This window comes from Pseudomonas guariconensis (genome assembly GCF_024127895.1).
Lineage (GTDB): Bacteria > Pseudomonadota > Gammaproteobacteria > Pseudomonadales > Pseudomonadaceae > Aquipseudomonas > Aquipseudomonas guariconensis_B.
Map to the genome: position 1 here is coordinate 119,570 of NZ_JAMYBK010000006.1, position 25,730 is coordinate 145,299.

22 protein-coding genes and 1 pseudogene are annotated in these 25,730 nt (G+C 62.4%); 14 read left to right on the forward strand and 9 right to left on the reverse strand.

Annotated features, from left to right (window positions below):
* Positions 1–102: 102 nt before the first annotated feature.
* The 4 genes from coaD to NJF35_RS09765 all read right to left on the reverse strand — a co-directional run bounded on the left by coaD (position 103) and on the right by NJF35_RS09765 (position 4,241).
* Positions 103–582 (reverse strand): pantetheine-phosphate adenylyltransferase, encoded by a 480-nt coding sequence (gene coaD, locus NJF35_RS09750; protein WP_225787574.1) that lies wholly within the window; start codon positions 580–582, stop codon positions 103–105.
* A 111-nt stretch (positions 583–693) separates the two neighbouring features.
* The gene (locus NJF35_RS09755) at positions 694–2,292 is read right to left on the reverse strand and encodes a GMC family oxidoreductase (protein ID WP_253090975.1); all 1,599 of its coding nucleotides are present in this window, start codon (positions 2,290–2,292) and stop codon (positions 694–696) included.
* A gap of 19 nt (positions 2,293–2,311) precedes the next feature.
* The gene (locus NJF35_RS09760) at positions 2,312–2,797 is read right to left on the reverse strand and encodes a twin-arginine translocation pathway signal protein (RefSeq protein WP_225787572.1); all 486 of its coding nucleotides are present in this window, start codon (positions 2,795–2,797) and stop codon (positions 2,312–2,314) included.
* A 13-nt stretch (positions 2,798–2,810) separates the two neighbouring features.
* Positions 2,811–4,241, reverse strand: coding sequence for a coniferyl aldehyde dehydrogenase (locus NJF35_RS09765; protein WP_253079854.1), 1,431 nt, complete (start codon positions 4,239–4,241; stop codon positions 2,811–2,813).
* 155 nt (positions 4,242–4,396) lie between these two features.
* On the opposite strand from NJF35_RS09765, the gene NJF35_RS09770 reads away from it, so the two are divergent.
* Both NJF35_RS09770 and NJF35_RS09775 read left to right on the forward strand, forming a co-directional pair.
* Positions 4,397–5,062: a TetR/AcrR family transcriptional regulator gene (locus tag NJF35_RS09770; RefSeq protein WP_225787570.1), complete on the forward strand. Its 666-nt coding sequence runs from the start codon at positions 4,397–4,399 to the stop codon at positions 5,060–5,062.
* Between the two features lie 37 nt (positions 5,063–5,099).
* Complete coding sequence (locus NJF35_RS09775) at positions 5,100–5,954, forward strand: sulfurtransferase (protein WP_253090976.1); 855 nt, start codon at positions 5,100–5,102, stop codon at positions 5,952–5,954.
* A gap of 67 nt (positions 5,955–6,021) precedes the next feature.
* Here the strand turns inward: NJF35_RS09775 and NJF35_RS09780 are convergent, their stop codons facing one another.
* The 4 genes from NJF35_RS09780 to NJF35_RS09795 all read right to left on the reverse strand — a co-directional run bounded on the left by NJF35_RS09780 (position 6,022) and on the right by NJF35_RS09795 (position 10,553).
* The gene (locus NJF35_RS09780; protein ID WP_225787568.1) at positions 6,022–7,014 is read right to left on the reverse strand and encodes a hydrolase; all 993 of its coding nucleotides are present in this window, start codon (positions 7,012–7,014) and stop codon (positions 6,022–6,024) included.
* 92 nt (positions 7,015–7,106) lie between these two features.
* A complete protein-coding gene (gene rsmD / locus NJF35_RS09785; RefSeq protein WP_225787567.1) occupies positions 7,107–7,709 on the reverse strand; it encodes a 16S rRNA (guanine(966)-N(2))-methyltransferase RsmD in 603 nt (200 codons plus the stop codon).
* A complete protein-coding gene (locus NJF35_RS09790; RefSeq protein ID WP_253090977.1) occupies positions 7,709–9,205 on the reverse strand; it encodes a M16 family metallopeptidase in 1,497 nt (498 codons plus the stop codon). Before NJF35_RS09790 ends, rsmD begins: the two co-directional genes overlap by 1 nt.
* Complete coding sequence (locus NJF35_RS09795; protein WP_225787565.1) at positions 9,198–10,553, reverse strand: M16 family metallopeptidase; 1,356 nt, start codon at positions 10,551–10,553, stop codon at positions 9,198–9,200. Before NJF35_RS09795 ends, NJF35_RS09790 begins: the two co-directional genes overlap by 8 nt.
* Before the next feature lie 232 nt (positions 10,554–10,785).
* Between NJF35_RS09795 and ftsY the strand changes: the two genes are divergently transcribed.
* From ftsY to rpoH, 4 genes are all read left to right on the forward strand, one after another.
* The gene (gene ftsY / locus NJF35_RS09800; protein WP_225787564.1) at positions 10,786–12,342 is read left to right on the forward strand and encodes a signal recognition particle-docking protein FtsY; all 1,557 of its coding nucleotides are present in this window, start codon (positions 10,786–10,788) and stop codon (positions 12,340–12,342) included.
* On the forward strand, positions 12,339–13,010 hold the full coding sequence (gene ftsE / locus NJF35_RS09805; protein ID WP_225787563.1) for a cell division ATP-binding protein FtsE: 672 nt from the start codon (positions 12,339–12,341) through the stop codon (positions 13,008–13,010). The genes ftsY and ftsE overlap by 4 nt, the downstream gene beginning before the upstream one ends.
* The gene (gene ftsX / locus NJF35_RS09810; RefSeq protein ID WP_253079857.1) at positions 13,007–14,032 is read left to right on the forward strand and encodes a permease-like cell division protein FtsX; all 1,026 of its coding nucleotides are present in this window, start codon (positions 13,007–13,009) and stop codon (positions 14,030–14,032) included. Before ftsE ends, ftsX begins: the two co-directional genes overlap by 4 nt.
* A gap of 112 nt (positions 14,033–14,144) precedes the next feature.
* Positions 14,145–14,999 carry an RNA polymerase sigma factor RpoH gene (rpoH, locus tag NJF35_RS09815; RefSeq protein WP_225787561.1) on the forward strand — a complete coding sequence of 285 codons (855 nt, stop codon included), beginning with the start codon at positions 14,145–14,147 and terminating at the stop codon, positions 14,997–14,999.
* 213 nt (positions 15,000–15,212) lie between these two features.
* On the opposite strand, the pseudogene mtgA reads toward rpoH, so the two are convergent.
* A pseudogene (gene mtgA / locus NJF35_RS09820) lies at positions 15,213–15,952 on the reverse strand (monofunctional biosynthetic peptidoglycan transglycosylase); the annotation flags it as partial.
* Between the two features lie 37 nt (positions 15,953–15,989).
* On the opposite strand from mtgA, the gene NJF35_RS09825 reads away from it, so the two are divergent.
* The 8 genes from NJF35_RS09825 to NJF35_RS09860 all read left to right on the forward strand — a co-directional run bounded on the left by NJF35_RS09825 (position 15,990) and on the right by NJF35_RS09860 (position 25,712).
* Positions 15,990–16,361: a DUF423 domain-containing protein gene (locus NJF35_RS09825; protein ID WP_225787559.1), complete on the forward strand. Its 372-nt coding sequence runs from the start codon at positions 15,990–15,992 to the stop codon at positions 16,359–16,361.
* Positions 16,362–16,464: 103 nt separating this feature from the next.
* Positions 16,465–16,665 carry a sulfur carrier protein ThiS gene (gene thiS / locus NJF35_RS09830; RefSeq protein ID WP_225787558.1) on the forward strand — a complete coding sequence of 67 codons (201 nt, stop codon included), beginning with the start codon at positions 16,465–16,467 and terminating at the stop codon, positions 16,663–16,665.
* Positions 16,666–16,716: 51 nt separating this feature from the next.
* Positions 16,717–17,511: a thiazole synthase gene (locus tag NJF35_RS09835; protein WP_225787557.1), complete on the forward strand. Its 795-nt coding sequence runs from the start codon at positions 16,717–16,719 to the stop codon at positions 17,509–17,511.
* Positions 17,512–17,520: 9 nt separating this feature from the next.
* Positions 17,521–18,243: a tRNA (guanosine(46)-N7)-methyltransferase TrmB gene (gene trmB, locus NJF35_RS09840; RefSeq protein ID WP_225787556.1), complete on the forward strand. Its 723-nt coding sequence runs from the start codon at positions 17,521–17,523 to the stop codon at positions 18,241–18,243.
* A gap of 531 nt (positions 18,244–18,774) precedes the next feature.
* On the forward strand, positions 18,775–20,175 hold the full coding sequence (gene gmtY / locus NJF35_RS09845) for a gamma-mobile-trio recombinase GmtY (RefSeq protein ID WP_253090978.1): 1,401 nt from the start codon (positions 18,775–18,777) through the stop codon (positions 20,173–20,175).
* A 75-nt stretch (positions 20,176–20,250) separates the two neighbouring features.
* Positions 20,251–22,794 carry a VPA1269 family protein gene (locus NJF35_RS09850; RefSeq protein ID WP_253090979.1) on the forward strand — a complete coding sequence of 848 codons (2,544 nt, stop codon included), beginning with the start codon at positions 20,251–20,253 and terminating at the stop codon, positions 22,792–22,794.
* Entirely contained in the window at positions 22,791–23,465 is a 675-nt protein-coding gene (gene gmtX, locus NJF35_RS09855; RefSeq protein ID WP_253090980.1) for a gamma-mobile-trio protein GmtX, read from the forward strand. The genes NJF35_RS09850 and gmtX overlap by 4 nt, the downstream gene beginning before the upstream one ends.
* A gap of 99 nt (positions 23,466–23,564) precedes the next feature.
* Entirely contained in the window at positions 23,565–25,712 is a 2,148-nt protein-coding gene (locus NJF35_RS09860) for a CHAT domain-containing protein (RefSeq protein WP_253090981.1), read from the forward strand.
* The last annotated feature ends 18 nt before the right edge of the window (positions 25,713–25,730 follow it).

A 25,730-nucleotide genomic window follows, 5' to 3' on the forward strand; every position in this document is an offset into this window, starting at 1 on the left:
CCGGCCGGGGCTCGAGGCCCGGGCATGTTTCAAACCAATGGGCACAATTGTGCCGCATTCGCGCCCGCAGTGCACGCGGGCGCGACGTTCAGGCAGGGGGCATCACTTCCTGAAGCGTTCGCTCAGGGCGTCGGCCACCACCGGATGAACGAACTTGCTGATGTCGCCACCCAGCGCGGCGATCTCCCGGACCAGGGTCGAAGAGATGAAGGAGTAACGCTCCGACGGCGTGAGGAACAGGCTCTCGACATCCGGTGCCAGTTGGCGGTTCATGTTGGCCAGCTGGAACTCGTACTCGAAGTCCGATACCGCGCGCAGGCCGCGCAGCAGCACATTGGCGCCCTGTTCCTTGGCGAACGCCGCCAGCAGGGTGGAGAAGCCGATGACTTCGACATTGGGCAGGTGCTTGGTGACCTCGCGGGCCAGCGCGACCCGTTGCTCCAGGGGGAACAGCGGATTCTTCTTCGGGCTGGCCGCCACGGCGATGATCACGTGGTCGAACAGGCGCGACGCACGTTCGACCAGATCGCCATGGCCTTTGGTAATGGGGTCGAAAGTACCCGGGTACAACACTCGGTTCATCGCGTCATCCTGGCTGGAGTGCGTTGGGGAGTCGGATGGTAGCGCAGGGACTGCGCCCGGCCAAGTCACGCGGCCGAATGATGGCACTATAGACAGTGCGGATAATCGTTGTCATGCGCCACGCGCCAGGCGGGTAGCCAGCGCCTCGCCGAGCCGGGCGCTGATGGCGTAGACCGACAGTTGCGGGTTGGCACCGATGCTGGTGGGGAACAGCGAACCGTCGTGGATCGACAGGTTCTGCAACTGGTGATGCCGACCCAGGCTGTCGCACACCGCTTGACGCGGGTCCTCGCCCAGCGCGCAGCCGCCCATGACATGGGCGCTGCCCAGGCGGGTGTGAAAGGGTTCCAGGAGCAGGCGCTCGATCAGTGCCTGGGCCTGGCGCAGGTCGTCGACGTAGCGTGCATCCCCATGTACCGGCATCACCTGGGCGGCGCTGGCGGCGAACTGGATCTGCGCCATGCTGTGGTAGGCCCGGCGCAGGCCGTCGCGCAGGTAGTCGGTGAGCGGGTAGTCGAGCACGGGCGAGCCGTCGCTGCGCAGCTCCACCTGGCCGCCCTGGCTCTGCGGGTGGAAACCGTCGCGCAGCAAGGCCAGCATCATGTGGGTATGGGGCAGCTCGGCCATGCGCTGGGCATTCTCCAGGCCATGCCCGCCCAACAGGGTACTGGCCAGGGCCGGGTGCAGCGGCGGCACCTCCAGCTTGTAGCCAATCGGGCCGTCGACACCCTCCAGCCACTGGAAATGATCGCTGTAGATGGACTGGGGCGCGCCGTAGAAAGGGGCGATCCGTTCGGCGAACCGCGCCACGCTGAAGTTGACCAGGTGCAGGAAGGTGCGCTTGCCCAGGCGCTGGTAAGGGTCTGGCGCTGCCGAGCGCAGCAGCAGGGCAGGGCTGTTGATGCCGCCGCCGGCCAGCACGTAGTGGCGAGCGCGGACCCGTACCTGGCGCCCGTTGGGATGTACGCCTTGGCTGTCCAGGGCCTGGCAGAGCAGTTCGCCAATGCGCTCGCCGTCGTGCAGGAAGCGCTCGGCCCGCGCCAGGTAGAGCAGTTCGCCGCCGTTGTCGAGGGTGGCCGGGATGCTGGTCACCAGCATCGACTGCTTGGCGTTGACCGGGCAGCCCATGCCGCAGTAGCCGAGGTTCCAGCAGTCGCGCACGTTGCGTGGGATCACCGCCCAGTGGTAGCCGAGGGCTTCGCAGCCGCGCCGCAGTACCTCGTTGTTGGCGTTCGGCGGGACGGCCCAGGGGCTGATGCCCAGGCGTCGCTCCAGGCGTTCGAACCAGGGTTGCAGGTCTTCGCTGCCCAGGCCTTTCACCCCGTGCTCCCTGGCCCAGTGGCCGAGGGTCTGTGGCGGCGTGCGGAAGCTCGAGGTCCAGTTGACTAGCGTCGTCCCCCCCACGGCTCGACCCTGGAGGATGGTGATGGCGCCGTCCTTGCTCATGCGCCCCAGCCCTTCCTGGTAGAGGCTGGCGTAGGCCTCGTTCTCCAGCAGGTGGAAGTCGCTGCTGGTCTTGAGCGGGCCTTCCTCGATCAGCAGGACCTTGAAGCCGGCGGCACTGAGTATTTCCGCAGTGGTGGCGCCACCTGCGCCGCTGCCGATCACGGCGACGTCGGCTTGCAGGGTCAGGTCTTGCTCCAGGCGCGAGGCATCATGGGTGATCCAGCCTTGTTCCAGGCCTTGGCGAAACGGGTCGGCTACGGGCATCGGGGAGGCTCTTGTGGGATCAGATGTTCGGAGGGCCGGGGTAACCACAGGCCGCCCAGGCTTCGGGGCGCTCGTACCAGGCCATGAGCAGCAGTTGCAGCAGCGAGGCGTGGCCCATGCGCAGCAGGTTCAGCGAGCTGTCCTGCCAGCGCGCGAGAAAGGCGCTGACCTGTGCGGGGCTGGCGTTCTCCCAGCGGCCCCAGACACCGGTCAAGGGCCCGCGGGTCAGCGGCAGGTTGAGCACGTCGAACAGTTGCCGGGTGAGCTTAAGCATCGCCGGCGACAGCGCCGCCAGCTTGTGGTCCAGGCTGTGCAGGACCAGCGTCGGCGACGCTTGGGTGCCGGCCAGCACCACGGGAATCAGGGCATGCAGCAGCGGCAGGTCGTCGTCGCGCAGCGTGCTGAAGCCCGGCGCGCTGGCCTGTGGCGAACAACCGACCAGGCTGGCGCCGGCCAGGAAGACGCTGGCGCCGAGGCTGAACTGGAGCAGGTCGCGGCGGTGCATGGGGGCGCCTCGCTCAGCGGATGAACAGCTTGTAGACCAGGCGTTGCAAGGCCTTGCCGTAAGGCGGGTAGATCAATCGGGCGGCGTTGAAGCGCTGCTTGGCCAGCACCGCCTTGGCCTTGCTGAAGGTCAGGAAACCCTCGTGCCCGTGGTAGTGCCCCATGCCGGATGGGCCGATGCCACCGAAGGGCAGGTCGTCCTGGGCCACATGCAGCAGGGTGTCGTTGAGGCAGACGCCGCCGGAATGGCTATGGCGCATGACATGGTCCTGCTCGGCGCGGTCGTAGCCGAAGTAATAGAGCGCCAAGGGGCGCGGACGGTCGTTGATGTAGGCCAGGGCGTCGTCGAGGCTGTCGTAGGGCACCAGCGGTAGCAAGGGGCCGAAGATCTCCTCCTGCATCACCTGCATGTCATCGTTCACATCCAGCAGCACATGGGGCGGCAGGCGCCGGCCCTGGCGAGGTTCGTCAGGGTAGAGGTCGAGCGCTTGGGCACCTTTGTCGCGGGCATCCTCCAGCAGTCGCTCCAGGCGCTGCAATTGCCGCGGGTTGACGATGGCGCTGTAGTCCGGGTTGTCGCCGATGCGTGGGTACAAGCGGCGCACGGCACGCCGGTAGGCATCGGCGAAGGCTCCCAGGCGTTGGCGTGGGACCAGTACATAGTCGGGGGCGACGCAGGTCTGGCCGGCGTTGAGGGTCTTGCCGAAGGCGATGCGCTCGGCGGCGGTGTCCAGCGGCACGCTGGCCGAGACGATGGCCGGCGACTTGCCGCCCAGCTCCAGGGTCACGGGGGTCAGGTTCTGTGCGGCGGCGAGCATCACGTGGCGGCCGACGGCAGTGGAGCCGGTGAACAGCAGGTGGTCGAACGGCAGGCGGGAGAAGGCCTGGCCGACTTGCATGTCGCCGAGCACGACACTGACCAGGTCGCCGGGGAACACTCGCTCCAGCAATGCCTTGAGCGCTTGCCCGGTGGCCGGCGTGGCTTCGCTGAGCTTGAGCATCACCCGGTTGCCGGCGGCCAGGGCGCAGGTCAACGGGCCGATGGCCAGGAACAGCGGGTAGTTCCACGGCACGATGATGCCCACCACCCCCAGCGGCTGGTACAGCACCCGGGCGCTGGCCGGCTGGAAGGCCAGGCCGACCCTGCGCCGCGAAGGTCGCATCCAGCGTTGCAGGTGACGCTCGGCATGGCGCAGGCCCTGTACCGATGGCAGCAACTCGGCCAGCAGGGTTTCGTCGGCGCTGCGGCCTGCGAAGTCCTGGTCGATGGCTTCGACCAGCTGTTGCTGCCCTGCCAGCAAGGCCTCGCGCAGGCTTTTCAGCCATTGCCGGCGTTGGGCCGCCTCGGGCATGGGGTGGCTGGCGAACGCCTGGCGCTGGGCGGCGAACGTCGCAGCCAGGTCGGGGTCGGAATACACAGGAGGCAAGGCGATCGGCGAAGTCATGGCGGCTCCACGAAAGGGGGCTGTGATGACTAGAGCCTATACTCTAATTTGCGCGCCGGCGCGAGTTTTTTGCGCCCTGGCACAGAACGGTGCATCCCTTGGCAGATACACCTTAAGATGGGCGATCATTGAAGTACGCAGACTTGGAGCTGAGCATGGCCCCGCGCATGAAGACCCGTGAGCGCATCGTGCAGAACAGCCTGGAGCTGTTCAACCAGCAGGGCGAACGCAGCGTCAGTACCAACCACATCGCCGCGCACATGGAAATCTCGCCTGGCAACCTGTACTACCACTTCCCTAACAAGCAGGCGATCATCGCCGTGCTCTTCAGCCAGTACGAAGCGCTGGTGGACAGCTTCCTGCGGCCTCCCCAGGGGCGCACCGCGACGGTCGAGGACAAGCGCTTCTACCTCAAGGCCCTGCTGGCGGCGATGTGGAACTATCGCTTCCTGCACCGCGACCTGGAGCACCTGCTCGACAGCGACCCGGAACTCGCCGCCCGTTACCGGCGTTTCTCCCAGCGTTGCCTGCAGCAGGGCCAGGCGATCTACCGGGGCTTCGTCGAGGCTGGGATCCTGGCCATGGATGCGGCGCAGATCGAATCGCTGACCATCAACGCCTGGATCGTCCTGACCTCGTGGGTTCGTTTTCTCAGCACCACGCGCGAACATTCCGCGCACCTGGGTGAAGAAGCCTTCAAGCGCGGCGTCTACCAGGTACTGGTGCTGGAACTGGGGTTCGTCACCGCCAGTTCGCGCGCTGCCGTGGACACGCTCTGCGAGGAGTTCCACGTACCGTTCAACCAGGCCCTGGAGCAGTGACTCCAGGGCCTTTCGTGCCATCGATCAGGAGATTGTCATGCCCCTTGCGCAATTGATCACCCCGCAGCAGTTGGCCGACCGCCTGGAGTCGCCGGGGTTGGTGATCCTCGACTGTCGTTTTGCCCTGGAGGATGTGGATTACGGCCAACGCAGCTATGCCGAGGGGCATATCGCGGGGGCGCACTTCGCCGACCTGGAGCGGGACCTGAGCGGGCCGGTGGTCAAGGGCCGCACCGGGCGCCACCCGCTGCCGGATCCGCGACGGCTGGTCGAGCGCCTGCGCGAATGGGGCATGGACAACGACAGCCAGGTGGTGCTGTACGACGATGGCCCCGGCGCGTTTGCCGCCCGCGCCTGGTGGCTGCTGGCCTGGCTGGGCAAGCGCGATGACGTTTTCATCCTCGATGGTGGCCTCAAGGCCTGGCATGCCGCCCATCTGCCGCTGAGCCTCGATCCACCGGTCAAACGCGAGGGCAGTTTCACCGGTGAGCCGGACATGAAGCTGCTGATCGACGCCGAGCGTCTGGCCAAGCGCCTGGGGCAACCGGAGTTGACCCTCATCGATGCCCGCGCGCTGCCGCGTTTTCGTGGCGATGTCGAGCCGATCGACCCGGTGGCCGGGCATATTCCGGGGGCCCAGTGCTTGGCGTTCACCGACAACCTGGGGCCGGATGGCCACTTCCTGCCGGCCGCGCAGCTCAAGCAGCGTTTCGACGAGGCACTGGCAGGGCGGGCACCGGAACAGCTAGTAGCCTATTGCGGCTCGGGGGTGACCGCTTGCCACAACCTGTTCGCCCTGGCGCTGGCGGGGTACCCGCTGGGGCGGTTGTATGCCGGGTCGTGGAGCGAGTGGATCAATGATCCACAGCATGGCGTGGCGAAAGGGGACTGAGCTTTCGAGGTCTTCGTCATCTGTGAAAGCAGGTAGTTCTGGCAGGCAGTGGGGTGTCAGGGCTGTTCTAGGCGCCCTCCGCCAACCACTGCGCAATCCTCCGCTCCAGGTAATACCCCGGATTGCGCAGGCTGCCATCGACGAACCCCACATGCCCGCCTCGCTCATGTAGCTCCAGATGCGTCTGTGCCGCCAACTCGCTGGCTGCGGGCAGGCTGTGGCCGGACACGAACGGGTCGTCGGTGGAGTGGATGATCAGTGTCGGCGTCCGGTTCTCGCCTAGGTAGTAGCGGCTCGACGAGCGCCGGTAGTAGTCATGGGCATCGCTGAAACCATTCAACGGTGCGGTGACCTTGCCGTCGAAATCCCAGAACGTGCGCAGGTTGCGTAACGGCCCCAGGCGCTCGAGCGCCGCCAACCCTTCGTGATGGCCGCTCTCGCGAAAGTGCCGCTGCTTCTGCTGCACATAGGCAAGCATCTCGCGCATGAAATGCGCCTGGTAGACCTTGGAAAAACCCTGGCCGATGCGATCGGCGCACTGATCCAGGCGAAACGGCACCGACACCGCCACCGCGGCCTCCAGCTGGCTGGCCGTACCGCTCTCGCCCAGGTACTTGAGCAGCACATTGCCGCCCAGCGAATAACCGACCGCATACAGCGGCGCCAGCGGGCGCTGGGCGCGCAGGTGGAGAATGGTCTCGGCCAGGTCTTCGCTGGCGCCGGAGTGGTAGCTGCGCGGCAGCAGGTTCGGCTCGCCGGAGCAACCGCGCCAGTTGACGGCGACGCTGGCCCAGCCACGGGCCTGCAGCGCCTGCTGCAGGCCTTTGACGTAGGGGGAGGCGGACGAGCCAGTCAGGCCGTGCAGCACCAGCACCAGCGGGGCGGCGGGCTGGTGTGGGCCATGCCAGTCCAGGTCGAGGAAGTCGCCATCGGCCAGCCACAGGCGCTCGCGGGTGCGCTGCAGGTCGGGGAGCTTGCGCCACAGCGGCCCCCACAGGGTCTGCAGGTGGGGGTTGGACAGGCCGGTGGCCGGACGGAAAGTGGCGTTGAGGCTAGGCATGCTGGGTGACCCCTGTTGTGCCTGCCTAGCTTGACATGAATCGTCGCCACTGTACCTGCGCTATTGGTCGCAGCCGTGCCTGCCGCTGGACGTCAGCCGCGCTGCCAGAGCGCGTAGTGCACCTGGCCGGTCTTCTTTTCCCGGTGCAGGCGCCAGTTGCCAGGCATCGGCAGGGTAGAGGGCGCAGCTTCGCTCTCGGTGTAGATCCAGGCCTGTTCACGCAGCCACTGGCCGTCTTCGAGCAGGTTGCAGGTGTTGGCCAGCAAGTCCTGATGGAAAGGCGGGTCGAGGAATACCACGTCGAACCGCTGCTTGGCCGGCCCTTGCAGGTAGCGCAGCGCGTCGGTCTGCAGGATCTGGCCGCGGGGGCAGCGCAAGACCTCCAGGTTGTGCTTGAGGTTGGCGATCGCTGCCGGGTTGCTGTCCAGGGCCACAGCGTCCTCGGCTCCACGCGACAGGGCCTCCAGGACCAGCGCCCCGCTGCCGGTGAAGGCATCCAGCACCTGGGCGCCCTCGATATACGGTGCCAGCCAGTTGAACAGGGTTTCGCGGACCCGGTCGGGGGTCGGGCGCAGGCCGTCTCCTTCGGGTACCGTCAGGCGGCGGCTGCGCCACTCGCCGGCGATGATGCGCAGGTGGCCCGGGCCCTTGCTGGGCCCTTGGCCCGGGTGGGCGGGTCTGGATGGCTTGGCCATTAGTGCTCCGGTACGCCGAGCGGTTGCTCGGCGGGTTTGTCAGTGAGCGGTGGCAGCGGTTTCTGCGGCACCTTCGGGCCGGCCGTGACGATCACCAGCTTGTCTGCCGACAGGTGCTTGTTCATGGCCGCCTTGACCTGCTCGACAGTCAGGTCCTGGGATTGCTGCATGAAGTCCTCGAGCCAGGTCAGCGGCAGGTTGTAGAAGCCTATCGCCCCCAGTTGACCGACGATACTGGCGTTGCTGGCATTGGACAGCGGGAAGCTGCCGGCCAGTTCGCGCTTGGCGTCGTCCAGCTCTTGCTGGGTCGGGCCATGTTCCAGGTAGTCGGCGAGGATATCCTGGACCAGCTTGAGGGTGCCTTCGCTCAATTCGGCGCGGGTCTGCAGGTTGATCATGAATGGCCCGCGCACCTGCATCGGGCTGAACACCGAATAGACGCCATAGGTCAGGCCACGTTTCTCGCGGACCTCGCTCATCAGGCGGGTGCCGAAGGCGCCGCCGCCAAGGATCTGGTTGCCCAAGGAGAGGGCGGCCCAGTCCGGGTTCTGGCGGTCGATGCCGAGCTCGGCCAGCATCAAGTGGGTCTGCTTGGAGGGGAAGTCGATGTGGGTCAGGCCCGCCTTGGGCTCGACAGGCTCGGCCGGCTTGGGCAGGGCCGGGCCCTTGGGCAGGGCAGTGGAAACCTGGGCGGCGATGGCCTCTGCTTCGTCGCGGCTGAGGTCGCCGACCAGGGCGATCACCGCGTTGCCGGCCGCATAGGCCTTGGCGTGGAAGGCGCGCAACTGCTCCAGGGTGATTCCGGGGATGCTCTCGGCGGTGCCGTCGCTCGGATGGGCGTAGGGATGATCGCCGTACAGCTTGGCGAACAGCGCCTTGCCGGCGATCTTGCCGGGGTTCTGCTTCTCGTACTCGAAGCCTGCCAGCAGTTGGTTCTTGATGCGCGTGAGGGCATCGTCCGGGAAGGTCGGTTTGCCCACCACCTCGGCGAACAGCTTCAGCGCCGGCTCGCGCTTGTCGGCGGCACTTAGGCTGCGCAGGGTGGCCACCGCCATGTCGCGGTAGGCGCCGTTGCCGAAGTCCGCCCCCAGGCCTTCGAAGCCTTCGGCGATGGCGGTCACGTCCTTGCCGGCCACGCCTTCGTTGAGCATGGCGTTGGTCAGGGTGGCCAGGCCTGGCGTGTCGCCGTCCTGGCTGCTGCCGGCGGCGAAGGTCACGCGCAGGTCGAACATCGGCAGCTCGCGGGCTTCGACGAACAGCACGCGGGCGCCTTCGGCGGTATTCCAGCTCTGGATGTTCAGCTGGCGCCGGCTGGGCGCCTTGCCGTCCAGCTCGGCCAGGGACTGCAGGGTGTTGGCCGGACGGGCGGCGGTGCTGTCGGCCTGTGCCACGTTGTCCGACTGGGCTGGGCGGGCCAAGGCCATGGCCAGGGCCACCACCAGCACGATGATGCCGAGGCCGAACAGGGTGTAGCGAGTTGCGCTGCGGTCACTCATGGGCGGACTCCTCGGGCAGTACATGGGCAACGCTCAGGCGTTCGCGGGTGAAGTAGGTGCGGGCGGCGTCCTGGATGTCCTGCGGGGTCACGCGCTTGAGCTCGTCGAGTTCGCTGTCGATCAGCTTCCAGGACAGGCCCACGGTTTCCAGTTGGCCGATGGTGGTGGCCTGGCTGCTGATGGAGTCACGGTCGTAGACCAGGCCGGCGATCACCTGGGCGCGCACGCGCTCGAGCTCCTCGGCGCTGGGCGGCGTGGTCTTGAGTTCGTCGAGCAATTGCCAGATGCCTTTCTCGACGTCGGCGAGGGTCTTTTGCTTCTGTACGTTCGGAGTGGCCGAGACCAGGAACAGGCTGTCGCCACGGGTGAAGGCGTTGTAGCTGGACGAGGCGCCGGCCACCAGCTCCTGGCCGCGCTCCAGGCGGGCTGGCATGCGGGCGCTGTAGCCGCCGTCGAGCAGGGCGGAGATCAGGCGCAGGGCATGGACGCTGCGTGGGTCCTTGGCGGTGGCCAGGCCTGGTACGTTGAAGCCGTAGATCAGGCTTGGCAACTGGGTGCGCACATGCAGGGTCAGCTGGCGCAGGCCGGGTTCGGCCAGCTCCAGCGGCAGCTTGGCCGGCGGCACGGCGCGCTTGGGAATGGCGCCGAAATACTTGTTGGCGAGGCCCTTGACCTCGTCGACGCTGACATCGCCGACCACCACCAGGGTGGCGTTGTTCGGCGCGTACCAGGATTCGTACCAGTGGCGCAGTTCCTCGACCTTCATGCGCTCGAGGTCGGCCATCCAGCCGATGGTCGGGGTATGGTAGCCGCTGGCCGGGTAGGCCATGGCGCGGAACAGCTCGAAGGCCTTGGCATTGGGCTGGTCGTCGGTGCGCAGGCGGCGCTCTTCCTTGATCACCTCGATCTCGCGGCTGAACTCGTCGGCCGGCAGGCGCAGGCTGGCCAGGCGGTCGGCCTCCAGCTCCAGGGCCACCGGCAGGCGGTCGCGGGCGAGGACCTGGTAGTAGGCGGTGTAGTCGTCGCTGGTGAAGGCGTTCTCTTGCGCGCCGAGGTCGCGCAGGATGCGCGAGGCCTCGCCAGGGCCGACCTTGGCGCTGCCCTTGAACATCATGTGCTCCAGGGCGTGGGACAACCCGGTCTGGCCCGGGGTCTCGTAGCTGGAGCCGACCTTGTACCAGATCTGCGAAACCACCACCGGGGCGCGATGGTCTTCGCGCACGACCACCTTCAGGCCGTTGTCGAGGATGAACTCGTGGGTGGGCTGCGGATCGGCGGCGAGGGCCGCGAGCGGCAGGCAGAGCGCGCTGAGCAACAGACCAGCGGCGCGGCGGGCTAGAGCATTCATACGTTGGTTAACCTGTACGGCGGCCCGCTTGGCTTAGCGTCGGCGGGCCAGGAGGTGCTAGGATACTGATCCGGTTGCCTGGCGACCATGCCTGTCGCCGTTCTGGCCCACAGGCCACTTCGACAAAACGTTGCGCATGAACCAGCCGGATCCAAGAGAGTCTGTTCTGCGTTACCAAGAATTTCCGATGCGCCGTTGATGGCCCATCGCTACCCTGAGATAGCCGTCTTCCATGTTTGGTTCCAACGACGACAAAAAAGCGCCGGCCGAGGCTGGCGAGAAGAAAGGCCTGTTCAGCTGGTTTCGCAAGAAGCCGCAGCAAGCTGTCGCCGAACAGCCGCAATCCCCTGAGCCTCAGGCTGCTGAGCCGGTAGCGCCGCAGGCGCCTGTCGAGCAGCCTGCTCCGGTCGCCGAGGCGCCGGTCGTGGCTCCAGCCCCAGTCGAGTCCGCACCTGCCGCCGCGCCGCAGCCCCCTGCTGGCGCGCCGGTGCTGCCTGTCGCCGAGGATCAAGCCCTGGCGGCCCCTGTGGGAGCGGGCTTGCCCGCGAACGAGGCCACGCCGTCGCCAGCGCTGGCGGGCAGCGCCTCCCAGCCTGCCAGCACCCTGACCCTGCCAGTCGCCGAGGAGCCTGTGGCCCTGGTCCCAGACCTGGAGCCCAGGACCCCCCCTGTCATTCCCGAGCGCCCGGCCCCTGAGCCGGTGCCGGCTGAGGTTCGAACCGAGCGCCCCGAACCCGTACCGGTCGCTGCGCCGGCGCCTGTCGAGCCTGTGCCCGCGCCGGACGCTGCGCCGACGCCCGTCGAGCCTGCCCCCGAGCCGGTCGCTGCTGCGCCCGCTGTCGCCGCCGAACCTTCCAAGGTCGGTTTCTTCGCCCGCCTCAAGCAGGGCCTGTCCAAGACCAGCGCCAGCATCGGCGAGGGCATGGCCAGCCTGTTCCTTGGCAAGAAGGTCATCGACGATGACCTGCTCGACGAGATCGAGACACGCCTGCTCACCGCCGATGTCGGCGTGGAGGCCACCTCGACCATCGTCCAGAACCTGACCCAGAAAGTGGCTCGCAAGCAGCTGGCCGACGCCGATGCGCTGTACAAGTCGCTGCAGGAGGAGCTGGCCGCCCTGCTGCGCCCTGTGGAACAGCCACTGACGATCCAGTCGCAGGGCAAGCCGTACGTGATCCTCGTGGTCGGTGTGAACGGTGCGGGCAAGACCACCACCATCGGCAAGCTGGCCAAGAAACTGCAGCTCGAAGGCAAGAAGGTCATGCTGGCCGCTGGCGACACCTTCCGCGCCGCGGCCGTGGAGCAACTGCAGGTGTGGGGCGAGCGTAACCAGATCCCGGTGATCGCCCAGCACACCGGTGCCGACTCGGCTTCGGTGATCTTCGACGCCGTGCAGGCCGCCAAGGCCCGTGGCATCGACGTGCTGATCGCCGATACCGCCGGTCGCCTGCACACCAAGGACAACCTGATGGAAGAGCTGAAGAAAGTGCGCCGGGTCATCGGCAAGCTCGATGCCGAGGCACCCCACGAGGTCCTGCTGGTGCTGGACGCCGGCACCGGCCAGAACGCCATCAGCCAGGCCAAGTACTTCAACCAGAGCGTCGAACTGACCGGCCTTGCCCTGACCAAGCTGGACGGCACCGCCAAGGGCGGAGTGATCTTCGCCCTGGCCAAGCAGTTCGCCCTGCCGATCCGCTTCATCGGCGTCGGCGAAGGCATCGACGACCTGCGTACCTTCGAGGCCGAGCCATTCGTCAAGGCTCTGTTCGCCGAGCGGGAGCATCCATGATCCGATTCGAACAGGTTGCCAAGCGCTACCCCAACGGCCATGTCGGCCTGCACGAACTGAGCTTCCGGGCGCGCCGGGGCGAGTTCCTGTTCGTCACCGGCCACTCCGGTGCCGGCAAGAGCACGCTGCTGCGCCTGCTGCTGGCCATGGAGCGTCCGACCAACGGCAAGCTGCTGTTGGCCGGGCAGGACCTGGGCCAGATCAGCAACGCCCAGATCCCGTTCCTGCGTCGGCAGATCGGCGTGGTGTTCCAGAACCACCAGTTGCTGTTCGACCGCACGGTGTTCAACAACGTCGCGTTGCCGCTGCAGATCCTAGGCCTGTCCAAGCCCGAGATCGCCAAACGGGTGGACTCGGCCCTGGAGCGAGTGGCCCTGGCCGACAAGGGCGAGCTGTTCCCGGCCGACCTGTCCACCGGCCAGCAACAGCGGGTCGGCATCGCCCGCGCCATCGTCCACCAGCCGGCCCTGCTGCTGGCCGACGAGCCGACCGGCAACCTCGATCCGCGCCTGGCCGCGGAGATCATGGGGGTGTTCGAGGACATCAACCGCCTGGGCACCACGGTATTGATCGCCAGCCATGACCTGGCGCTGATCGCGCGCATGCGGCACCGCATGCTGACCCTGCAGCGCGGTCGACTGATCGGCGATGGGGAGGCCGGGCAATGAGCACTACACGTACGCCGAAGGTTTCCGAGCGCGTCGCGCCCAAGGCCGCCGACCCGCAGCCGGCGAAAAAACGCGCAGGTCACGACGACGACGGCCCAGATTTCCGTACCCTGCTGCACGCCTGGCTGGAAAGCCACCGGGCCAGTCTGGCCGACAGCCTGCGGCGCCTGGGCAAGCAGCCGATCGGCAGCTTCTTCACCTGCCTGGTGATGGCGGTGGCGCTGAGCATGCCCATGGGGCTGTCGCTGCTGCTGAAGAACGTCGAGAAGCTCGGCGGTTCTTGGCAACGTGCCGCGCAGATCTCCCTGTTCCTCAAGCTCGACGCCGGTGGCAAGGAAGGCGAGGCCTTGCGCGACGAGATCAAGGGCATGCCTGGCGTGGCCGATGCCCAGTATGTCAGCCGCGAACAGGCGCTGGAGGAGTTCCAGCAGCAGTCCGGCCTGGGCGAAGCCCTGCGCGAGCTGCCGGAGAACCCGTTGCCCGGCGTGGTGGTGGTGACCCCGACCGAGGTCGACAAGCCGGCCCTGGAAGCCCTGCGTCAGCGTCTGTCGGAGCTGCCGCGGGTCGAGGTGGCGCAGTTGGACCTGGTGTGGGTGGAGCGCCTGGCGGCGATCCTCAAGCTGGGTGACCGTTTCGTCTTCGGCCTGGCCGTGCTTCTGGTTTCGGCCCTGCTGTTGGTAATTGGTAACACAATTCGCCTGCACATCGAGAACCGCCGCACCGAGATCGAAGTGATCAAGCTGGTGGGCGGGACCGACAGCTACGTGCGCCGCCCCTTCCTCTATATGGGGGCCCTGTACGGCCTGGGCGCGGGGTTGCTGGCCTGGGGGATCCTGGCGTTCTCCCTGGACTGGCTGAACGATGCGGTCATAGGGCTCTCCGGGCTGTACGGCAGCGACTTCGCCCTGGGCGGCGTGCCGGGTTCCGATGGTCTGTCGCTCTTGATCGGGGCCGTGCTGTTGGGGTATATCGGTGCATGGATCGCGGTCGCCCGCCACTTGAACGAGTTGGCGCCTCGATAATGTTTTCTGGCCAGCATTGACTTTTTTCTCAGTCTGGGAACTTGTTTCTTGGTTTCCGGTCAATGTTGGCAGTGCCCAAAAGGCACGAGTTCAGTGAGTCGGAGGTTCTTGAATGACCACTTCGTTGCAACCTGCTTATGCCCTGGTTCCCGGTGCAAACCTGGAAGCCTATGTGCACACGGTCAACAGCATCCCCCTGCTGACGGCCGAGCAGGAGCGTGAACTGGCCGAGCGTCTCTACTACGAGCAGGATCTTGAGGCCGCTCGGCAAATGGTGATGGCCCACCTGCGTTTCGTCGTACACATCGCCCGTAGCTATGCAGGCTACGGCTTGGCCCAGGCCGACCTGATCCAGGAAGGCAACGTCGGCCTGATGAAGGCGGTAAAGCGTTTCAACCCGGAAATGGGCGTGCGTCTGGTGTCCTTCGCGGTGCACTGGATCAAGGCCGAGATCCACGAGTTCATCCTGCGCAACTGGCGCATCGTCAAGGTGGCCACCACCAAGGCCCAGCGTAAGCTGTTCTTCAACCTGCGTAGCCAGAAGAAGCGCCTGGCCTGGCTGAACAATGACGAAGTCCATCGCGTGGCCGAAAGCCTTGGCGTCGAGCCTCGCGAAGTGCGCGAGATGGAAAGCCGCCTGAGCGGCCAGGACATGGCCTTCGACCCAGCTGCCGAAGCCGATGACGACAGTGCCTTCCAGTCGCCAGCGCATTACCTGGAAGACCACCGCTACGACCCGGCCCTGCAACTGGAGGATGCCGACTGGAGCGACAACTCCACCAGCAACCTGCACGATGCCCTGCAAGGCCTGGACGAGCGCAGCCGCGACATTCTCTATCAGCGCTGGCTGGCCGAGGAAAAAGCCACCCTGCACGAGCTGGCGGAGAAATACAGCGTGTCGGCGGAGCGTATTCGCCAGTTGGAGAAGAACGCGATGAACAAGGTCAAGGCGTTGATCGCGGTCTGATCGACGGCTGGGCTGGATCGATAGAGCCGCTTGTCTTATGGGCAGGCGGTTTTTTTATGCCTGGCGTTTCAAGGTGCCTGAACTGGCCCTATCGCTGGCAAGCCAGCTCCCACAGGGTCCGAGTCGATCACGCATGATATGGATTGCAGGGTCATGTGTGGGGCTTGCCAGCGATAGGGCCAGGCAGGGCAGGGGCAGGGTGGTGCAGGAGTATCAAGGCCTGCGCGATGCCTCCAGCTGCATCAGGTAGCTGGCCCCGCCCAACTGGCTCATTTGCCGGCGGATCCAGCCGGCCCGGCTGGCCACGTAGGCGCTGGGCCGGCTGGCGCTCCACTTGATCGGGCTGGGCAGTACGGCCGCCAACTGGCTGGCCTGCTGGCGGGAAAGGCGGCTGGCATCGATGCCGAAGTGATAGCGTGCGGCCGCCTGGGCGCCGAACACACCTGGCCCCCATTCGGCACTGTTCAGGTAGATCTCGAGGATCCGCTCCTTCGACCAGAACAGCTCGATCAGCCCGGTGAACCAGGCCTCCAGCCCCTTGCGCAGCCAACTGCGACCGGACCACAGGAACAGGTTCTTGGCCACCTGTTGGGTGAGAGTGCTGGCGCCGCGCAGGTTGCCGCCGCGTTCGTTATGGGCGAGGGCCGCCTGGATGGCCGGGATGTCGAAGCCCCAGTGGCTGGCGAACTTCTGGTCTTCGCCGGCGATGACCGCGACCTTCAGTTCGTCGGAGATCCGCGCCCAGGGCGTCCAGTCACGCTGCAGGTCGATCGGCTCGCCGGCCATCCACGACTGGACCTTGCGCTCGACCATCAGTGCCGTGCCCGGAGGCGGTACCCAGCGCAGCGCCAGGACCAGCACGATGCTGCCGGCGGCGAACCAGAGCAGGGCGCGGACGAGGCGGCGGATGAGGGATGACAGCATGGCGATGGCTTGGCCGGAACCTGTGGAGCGGGCCATTATACAGACCCCACCCGAGGAGTCGTCCCCATGCTTCGCAGCTTCCTGATGCTCGCCGCGTTCTTTGGATTCACTGGTGTCGCCCTGGGGGCTTTCGCCGCCCACGGCCTGAAGAGCCGGCTCACGGCCGATTACCTGGCGATCTTCCACACCGGCGTGACTTATCAACTGGTCCACGCCCTGGCCCTGCTCGGCGTCGCCGTGCTGTCGACGCACTTGCCCGGACGCCTGGTGGGCTGGGCCGGCGGTCTGTTCGCCGTGGGCATCGTGCTGTTCTCCGGTAGCCTCTATGTGCTGACCACCAGTGGCCTGGGCAAGCTTGGCATCATCACCCCCATCGGTGGCCTGTGCTTTCTCGCCGGCTGGCTGTGCCTGGGGCTGGCGGCGTGGCGATTGAGCTGACCAAGTGGTCCACAATCACGACTAATGGCCGCTCGTGCCCTTGGGTTCGAGCGCTGATCGGGGCTAGAATGCGGGCCCCCAAAGAACAATGGTGGCCGTGCGCATGCGCATTCAATTGAACGGTGAACCTTACGAATTGCCCGATGGCGAGAGCGTCGCGGCCCTGCTGAACCGCCTGGAACTGGCCGGTCGCCGGGTAGCGGTGGAGCTCAACCTGGATATCGTGCCGCGCAGCCAGCACGACAGCACGCTGCTCAACGACGGCGACCAGGTCGAAGTGGTCCATGCCATCGGTGGCGGTTGATCCGTCGGCGATTCACCTGCAAGCCCCGTAACCTTTTCCAGAGGAACAACGATGAGCAACGTTCGTAGCGACAAGCCCTTCACCCTGGCCGGGCGCACTTTCCAGTCGCGCCTGCTGGTCGGTACCGGCAAGTACCGTGACATGGAAGAGACCCGCCTGGCCATCGAGGCCTCGGGTGCCGAGATCGTCACCGTCGCCGTGCGCCGTACCAACATCGGCCAGAATCCGGGCGAGCCGAACCTGCTCGACGTGCTGCCACCGGACCGCTACACCATCCTGCCGAACACCGCCGGCTGCTACGACGCCGCCGAAGCGGTGCGTACCTGCCGCCTGGCCCGCGAGCTGCTGGATGGCCACAACCTGGTCAAGCTGGAAGTCCTGGCCGACCAGAAAACCCTGTTCCCCAACGTGATCGAAACCCTCAAGGCTGCCGAAGTGCTGGTCAAGGACGGTTTCGACGTGATGGTCTACACCAGCGACGACCCGATCATCGCCCGCCAACTGGCCGAGGCCGGCTGCATCGCAGTGATGCCGCTGGCTGGCCTGATCGGCACCGGCCTGGGGATCTGCAACCCCTACAACCTGCAGATCATCCTTGAGGAGTCCAAGGTCCCGGTACTGGTCGATGCCGGCGTGGGCACCGCCTCCGACGCCACCATCGCCATGGAGATGGGCTGCGAGGCCGTGCTGATGAACTCGGCCATCGCCCATGCCCAGCAGCCGGTGCTGATGGCCGAGGCCATGAAGCATGCCATCGTCGCTGGTCGCATGGCCTACCTGGCCGGGCGCATGCCGAAGAAACTCTATGCCAGCGCCTCGTCGCCGCTGGAAGGTCTGATCAAGTAAGAGCCCCTGATGACTGAATCGCAAGAAACGCCGATCACCACCGACGGCGAAGCGCGCCCCCACCGCCGTATCAAGAGCTTCGTGATGCGTGCCGGGCGCATGACCGAAGGCCAGCAACGCGGTCTGGAGCAGGGCGGCCCCCTGTTCATCCTGCCCCTGGCCGACAGCCCGGTGGACTACGACCAGGTGTTCGGCCGTTCGGCGCCGCGCACCCTGGAGATCGGCTTCGGCATGGGCCATTCCCTGCTGGAAATGGCCGCTGCCGCGCCTGAACAGGACTTCATCGGTGTCGAGGTGCACCGTCCAGGTGTCGGCGCGCTGCTCAACGGCGTGCTGACCCAGGGCCTGAAGAACCTGCGGGTGTACGATTGCGACGCCATCGAGGTGCTCAACCGCTGCGTGGCCGACAACAGCCTCGACCGGCTGATGCTGTTCTTCCCCGACCCTTGGCACAAGGCGCGCCATCACAAGCGCCGCATCGTCCAGCCGGAATTCGCCGAGCTGGTGCGGCGCAAGCTCAAGGTCGGGGGCGTGTTCCACATGGCCACCGACTGGGAGCCCTATGCCGAGCACATGCTGGAGGTGATGAGCGCCGCGCCGGGGTATCGCAACCAGGCCGCCGACGGTACCTATGTGCCGCGCCCGCAAGAGCGCCCGATCACCAAGTTCGAACGCCGTGGCGAGCGGCTGGGGCATGGGGTGTGGGATCTGAAGTTCGAGAAGCTGGGTTGAGTGGCTTGGGCTGACGCCACACTGCCTGCGTAATGCAATAAAAAAACCGCCTTTGAAATTATTCCCCCCAGCGGGGAATACATAGTTCGGATTCTGGCAGCAATAAACAATCCTAAAACCCCTCTCTGAGGGGTTTTTTTTGCTCGGTGCGTGTGAAAGCCATACCGTAATCTACCATGGTATGTAGCTAAGACTCAGTTCTATGCACAAGGGAAAGAGTTGGGATCTACGCTTCTAAGCGTCGTGTCAGAAGCCTTGCATTGGCCAGTTTCGCGTATCGCAACTTCATCGATTGGAGCAATGCTATGCCGACAGGTTACTACTTGGCGTGCCTCGAAACCCAGCGCTATGTATGGATCGGCACGCTTGGCAACACAATATCAGCAGCGGGTGTGAACGCTGACCTCGTATCTAACTTCTGCTTGGTACATCGCGGTAAGGCGCTCATCGTGGTTAGCGAAACTCATCAGGTCGTTGATAACGGGTGCGAATGGGCGATTTAACCTGCGCAGATCATCGTAGGAGCGCCTCATGTTTGTTACGGTGAAGGCACGTGTATACACAGACGCTACGGGCGCCTACACGGAACTGCCAGCGTTGCTTACGCCCAAGGGTGTATTGGAGACATTGCTCGACTACTGTCTTTCCCGAAGCCACGACCGAAGCCTGGCGTGGATGCGGAAGGTGACACGCTCCGTGCGGATGTTCCTCGAGTACCTGCAAACCAATCCGGTCGAGCACGACACCTACCTACTGTTCCAGAACTTCGCCCAACGACTCTATACAGGAACCTTCGACCGCGAGACCAGACTTGACCCCAGCGGCCTGTGCTGGCCGCCACGCTCTCCGCAGGATGCTTCACACATAATCACTCACCTCACCGACTTCTTCGATTGGCTCGGGAAGACCCGACCTGAAGCGGCCAAGTTGAATCCCCGCTATGCGGGTAGCGCCTTTGACCGCCAGACAGACGAGGCCGCTTACGTGTACAGGCGCAGCCAGGCTTTCCTTGGGCATACTTGGGCGGAGAACGCATCTCCTGCCGAGACCAGTCACCGTGTGCGGGGTCGGCGCTTACCCAAAATAGAGAAAGGCGAACCACCAGCATTTCCAGACGAGCGCTTCGAGGAACTTCTGGTCAAGGGATTTTGCACAGCTGGTCGCTACGACTATCGTGGCATGCTCATCACATTGCTGCTGCATGGTGCAGGCTTCCGGGAGTCAGAACCCTTCCACCTCTACGTCTCTGATGTGTTCCCAGATCCTGCCAATTCGCGTCAAGCAAAGGTACTCATCCACCATCCAACAGACGGTGCCGCGCCTACCGATTGGCACGATAAACGGGGACGTCCACGTAAAGGCAACCGAGCGGAATATCTTGCCCATCAGTTCGGTCTCGCACCCCGAACCGATTTAATGGATCGCCGTCACGCTGGCTGGAAGGGAGGTATCCACGATGCGGCTTACTACAAGCAGGCGTACTGGTTCGTGCCCGAGTACGGCGAATGGTATCTGCAACTTTGGCTCCGTTATCTCGAACAGGTAGCACGTATTGAACGTGACCACCCCTTTGCCTTTATCAACCTGAGCCGAGAGCCTGTCGGCGCCATGTACACGATAACCCAGTACAACAAGGCACATGCTGCAGCGTGCGAGCGTATTGGGCTCACGGTAAGCAAGGCGCTGGGCACTACGCCACACGGTCACCGCCACGCCTATGGCCGGCGACTCCGCAGCGCTGGCGTCGATAAGGAGTTCATTCGTCGCTGCATGCACCATGCGTCGCTCGAGAGCCAGGAGGTATATACACAGGCGAGCATCGGCGAGGCGATGGCGGCACTGGAGGTGGCCGCGCAGCGATTGCAGCTCAGCGTAATCGGGATACCGTCCGTCTACCGATCATTCATGTCTGGTATCGATCTCAACGATTGAGGATTCTTTATGCCCCCCAAATATATAGGAGGTGCGCGCACGGGGTCTGCCAATCAAAGCCGCAACGAGTTGGGAGTGTGGCGTGAAACGGATACTACCCTCGGCTGGGTCGAGCGCGACCATCCACGCCTCGCTGCCTGGCGAATCTTGGCGGTGGAGTGGATGAAAGGAGAGACACGTGGTGTCGCAGTTAGGCTCAAAGCATTTGTGGCCTTTTTTGAGCGCTACCTTATCGAGCAGGGTCTACCAATCGAACCGGCAGTGTTCCTGGCACGGACCACTGTCCTGCCAGATTTCTATCGAACGGTATGCCCAGATTCAGCGATTGGCATCAGGTACAACAATACCATTCATGATTTCCTTCACTTCGTGCTTTTGCGCGAGTTTAGCGACGCGGGGGACGACGGCCGACCGGTAGTCTCGCCGGCCTTCTGCAACCCCTTGCCTCGCCTATCCATGAGCGGTATTCCGAAGCTCGATGAGAGTGTGCATTCTCCGCTACCCTACGGTTACATTGATGAACTGCGGCAGATCCTCGCGGCAGGTCCGCACTTCCGAGACTGGCATTGGGCGCAGAGTCCGATGGGGCGTAATCGCGGTCAACGTGAGCGCAGTAGCTCGGGCTGGTTCGAGGTTACAGAAGACCAGATTGACCAGAACGACCCAGACTGTGTGTGGCGACTCCGTAGGTTTGATCAGCGCTATCGCGGTGGGCAGGTACTGGAGATGTGGAGCCCGGTCCGATGGGTCGCCCTCCTGTTAAAGCTCATTCTGCCGTTGCGCACCTTTCAACTCCGCATGCTCGACTCGGGCGAAGCAGATACATGGCGGTACGTGGCGGGAAACTGGAGGTTGAATGAGAGCCGGATCGCGCAGGGTAGCGAACGCCATCCGTTAAAACAGGGGGTGTTCCGCCGCTGTGATTCATTAGTCGAAGGCGAAGCGGGCTCGGTCTTGTTCTACGTCAACACCAACAAGACGGCCGACATCGTCAAGTCCGGTCTCGAAAAGGGTTATGTGATGCCATGGCCCATCGGTGGACCGGTGCATCAGGATGCCTTCTACTGGCTGGAGAGGTTGCGCAACTGGCAGGAGAAATACAACCCCATCTCGCGGCGAACAGCTTGGATAGAATTGGACGGCCGCCATATCAATGCGAAGAGCGACGTGCAGCTAGCGGGGTACCCGGACACCTGCTTCCTCTTCAGGATGCCGGAGGCCAGCAGTAGCGAGCGACACCTGCCTATCCGGAATAAGATAATGGACGGTTGCTGGTACCGCCTATTGGAAACTATGGAATTCCGGATGGCTGAGCGAGGCGAAACCCATCGTAATGGTATGCCGATTCGTTTCCTTCCGCCGGCTGATGAACGGAACAATCTAGTAACGACTCTCTTCCCTCTGCATAGCTTACGCGTTTCCCTTATCACTGCTCTGGCGCTCGAAGGGCAGGTGCCATTCCCTGTGTTGCAAAAGCTGGTCGGCCATAGCCGCCTGCTGATGACCATTTATTATACGAAGCCCGGTGCATCTCACATCCGCGACTTGCTGCTCGGTGCGGCGGAGCGGCTGGAAGCGAACAAGGAAGCGAGCATTCAGAATTTTCTGCTTGACACTGACCATAGCCAACTACTGAAAGAGGCTATCTGTAATAGCGTATCTAGTCTCGCCGCCGCGATCCCACAGCATCCGGCCGCGCGCAATCCGGCGGGATGGATGCCGATGCACCACGGCCTATGTCTAGTCGGTGGCAACACTAGCGAGATTGAGGATAACGGTTCGGTGGGTGGCTGTCACAATGGGGGCCCGAACCTAGCATCGGATTCAGCTCCTAAGTTCGGGCCTGTTCCGGGCGGTATCCGCAACTGCGTTCGCTGCCGCTGGTTCGTTACTGAGCCGCACCACCTACCGGCGCTTGTCGCCCACTTCAATACACTCGCCTATCACTTCGATGAATCACGCAATCTCTGTCTCATGCGCGAGAACGAACTTCAGAACCTGAAGAAGCAGAAGGCCGATGCGGAGGATGCGAGCCGGCCATTTTCACAAATGGTCGCCTACCGGCAAGCCGAGCGTGTGTGGGAAAGCGCTATGAAGCGCTTCAGTGACCTCGCCGAAGACCTGGTAGCTTGCTGGCGCCTCATCGCACGCTGCAAGGCGGCGCTCGAATCTTCACAGTGCGATGGCAGGCAGCTGGTGGCTGCTGGCACGATGGGTGACGTGCACATTGCCTTTGAGGAAACGGAGTCGGAAATGCTTCAGCTTGCCGGTGTGTGCGAAAACGTCGAGGTCTACCCCGATCTCGAACCGGGCAAGGCGGTATTCCGTCGCAGCCAGTTGCTAGACGCGGTTCTTTATCGAGACGACTTGCAACCCGTGTTTATGCTGTTGAGTGAACAGGAGCAACTGCTCGCCGGCAATTCCTTCATACGACATCTAGCTCAACAGATTAACCCTGCGAATCCTGCGCTCGGCCATCGCAAGGTGATTCGCATGATGGATGCAGGCATGACCCTCAGCCAACACTTCGATATGGACCTCGCCTCCCTGCTGCCCAGGCCAAATCACCTCCGGCCGTCTTTCTCTGAGCACTCAGCTCTCCCAGGAGATGAAGCATGAATGGGAAAACAGACATCCATCCCAACGCGGTTCTCGATTCGCTTCTCGCAAAGGGTGGGCGCTCGAACCGGCGTGCCGGCCTCGCAAATCTGCACGAGGTTTGCCGTCGGCAGCATGAAACCGGCTCGCGAGACTTCTCGCTGCCCGCCATTGGGCGCCTGGCCGAAGCCGAAGGTATCATGAAGGGCCGTGTGCTCTACAACGCCCAGTCCGCCGACTATCGAACACTAATTGAGGCTTGGTCAGCCTATTCAGGGCCGCCTGCGCCCAAGCCGCCTAAAACACTAGCGAGCCATGAATACCTCATGCGCATTGAGGATCCAGCTATTCGCTCCATCATGCAGGCCACAATCGCTGAGCGTGACAAGCTGAGGGCGCAACTTAACGTTCTGAAAGCAAACAGCCAGGTGACTGTGGACCGGCGTCCACTGGCTACGACCATCATTGCAACACCTGAAGTGCAACCTGTACCAGTGCTCGCGATCCCCGCACGACTAACCCAATCTGAGCGCGAAGCGTTCAGAAAAGCGATATCGCCGAATTACCTGGAAGAGCGTGGACTGAGGGAGGGTAGCCATGGCGAAATCGTCAACGAGCGCGGCCGGATAATTTTTGAAGTAGGCTTTACCCGGGCGATTCGTAAGGTACTAAGCGACTCAACGTACAAATAGCTGCACGGACTGGACTCTCCATCAGCATTCGATAACCAGCAGTGCTTGGCACTACCCATCGATGCCTGACTCACTAGAACGTATAACCAAGGAAGCGTTATGAGCACCAGCGCGATCAGTCACTTAGTTATTGTTCCAAGCAACGCCGAAGTTAGAAGAACCACATTTTTTCAAGGGTATTCAGATTTTTGGCATCCTGATTTCATAAAGATTTTAAGCTGCTTAGTTTTTTTTCCGCATGACGCTTCTGATATATACCTCTCGGGCGAAAGCTTTGTCAAAGCAAGATCTATTGGCGCGTGCTTGCAGGTAGATTTCCTACGGGCAGACCTGCTAAAACAGCATTTAGACATTGGCTATAACCCCTTAACCGTTTTATGGAGCACTGACGAAACGGTCGATGATGTTGAAGATGCTATTTCCAAGCTGTCTTTAAAGCCGTTACATATTACAACATCCAATAGCAAGGGGAGCACCTCGCTAGTTGACTTGAGTGAGGAGGCTGTTAAAAAATTAGTTGATGATCTTTTTGCTCGCGCAGCATCTGTCGACTCAAAACTCAACGAATTCAGAACTTTTCTGGTTTCAACGGGATTTAGTAAGCGGGCGAAAGCTGGTCCGCACTTAAATGCCAAAGGTCACAACTGTACCGAACCCCTAATTGAGGCGCTTATTAATTATGGAGCGCAAATAAAAGTTACGGGAATAAAGCCTTCAGGCAACACTGCAGAGCACATCTCGGGAATGTTACATTTAATGGGCGAAATAGACTCCCTTCGCCCAGATGACGTTGTGAAATCTCCATTTCGAAAAAATGATGCCATCGTCTATTGTCCATCTGTCTATACATATCTTTATCGCGCAGAGGGAAAGCAGTGGCGTGATTTGAATAGACAATTAAACAACCCCAAGCGAAACTTTCTTAAGGCAACCTTGATCCGCGGCAAAGGATACGGCAATTCGTCATTGGCCATTTCTAAAGAAGATGTATTCAACCCATACGACGACAAAATACTTGGCCCGTTACTAAGGGATCGTCAGGTCGAACTTAAGATATTTACTATCACCATCTCAATATTGGCATCTAACCAGTTTGTGCCAGCATTAAGACTCCCAAACTCAGTCATGCTGCACCACGACAAATTGAAAGACATAGGGCAAACTGTTAACTCAAACGTGAGGCAGTGGCATGAAAAGCTAAGTGGGAAATTCTTCGAGTACAGCGAGCTACTTAAGGCAGATATTGGTGAGGCGCTACTTTTCGGTATATTTAATAATCGAGAGAAAATCTTAGCGATTTGCGACTTCCCTATCGAATGGGTTTCCATTGATCTATTACCTGCGATGTTCAGGCATGAGCTGTCTCGGATTCCGTCCACGCCCGGAAATGTTACAACCAATGTGTCGTTATCTCTTCCCAAACATGCCTATCCCTATAGCGCACTGTGCGACATTCTCATAATTCGGTCTTTTGATGAAGGTGACGAAATCAGAGATCATCTATCAAAAGTCGTGCAGTGGGGGCATGACGAAGGGCGTCTGAAAGGTCTCAGAGTACAACTGGTAGATGTAGCATCAAAGGATGAAATAATAGAGGCATTGAAGTCCTTCAAAGGGATTATGGTTATCTTTGACTGCCATGGGGGGCATGGGGGTGAAAAGGACTCAGCTTGGCTGCATATTGGGGGTGAGAATATAGATGTCTGGCACTTATATCAATCCACTAGGGTCCCACCAATAGTCATTTTAGCTGCTTGTAGCACGCATCCGGTTGAAGGTTCGCATGCGTCCGTAGCAAACGGATTTTTGGAGTCTGGAGCCTGCAGTGTGCTAGGTACATTTGCGCCTATTAACTCAGATCACGCTGCGACATTTGTGATGCGGCTATTAACCCGAGTAGCAGTATATTTACCTATAGCGCTCAAATCACGACCCTACACCTGGCGCGAGGTAATATCAGGTCTTTTTAAAATGTCATATACAAGAGACGTCTTGACATATTTGCGCGACGGCAAAAAGCTTTTAAACCAAAATCAATATGCCGCCATACATATAAAAACCAATATGCTCGTGAATGCAATTGAAGATGAAGATTGGTTCGATAAATTTAAGCTTTTGATTGGTGAGGAGCTGAAGATGGAGGGGGCGGCAATTAATGAGTTATTTCGGCAGAGTTTTCAATTCGTAGAAACGATGCTAATGGTTCAACTTGGGCGCCCCGAAAACATCGTCATTGTCGCAGACTAATCGCCATCTATTTGTCGC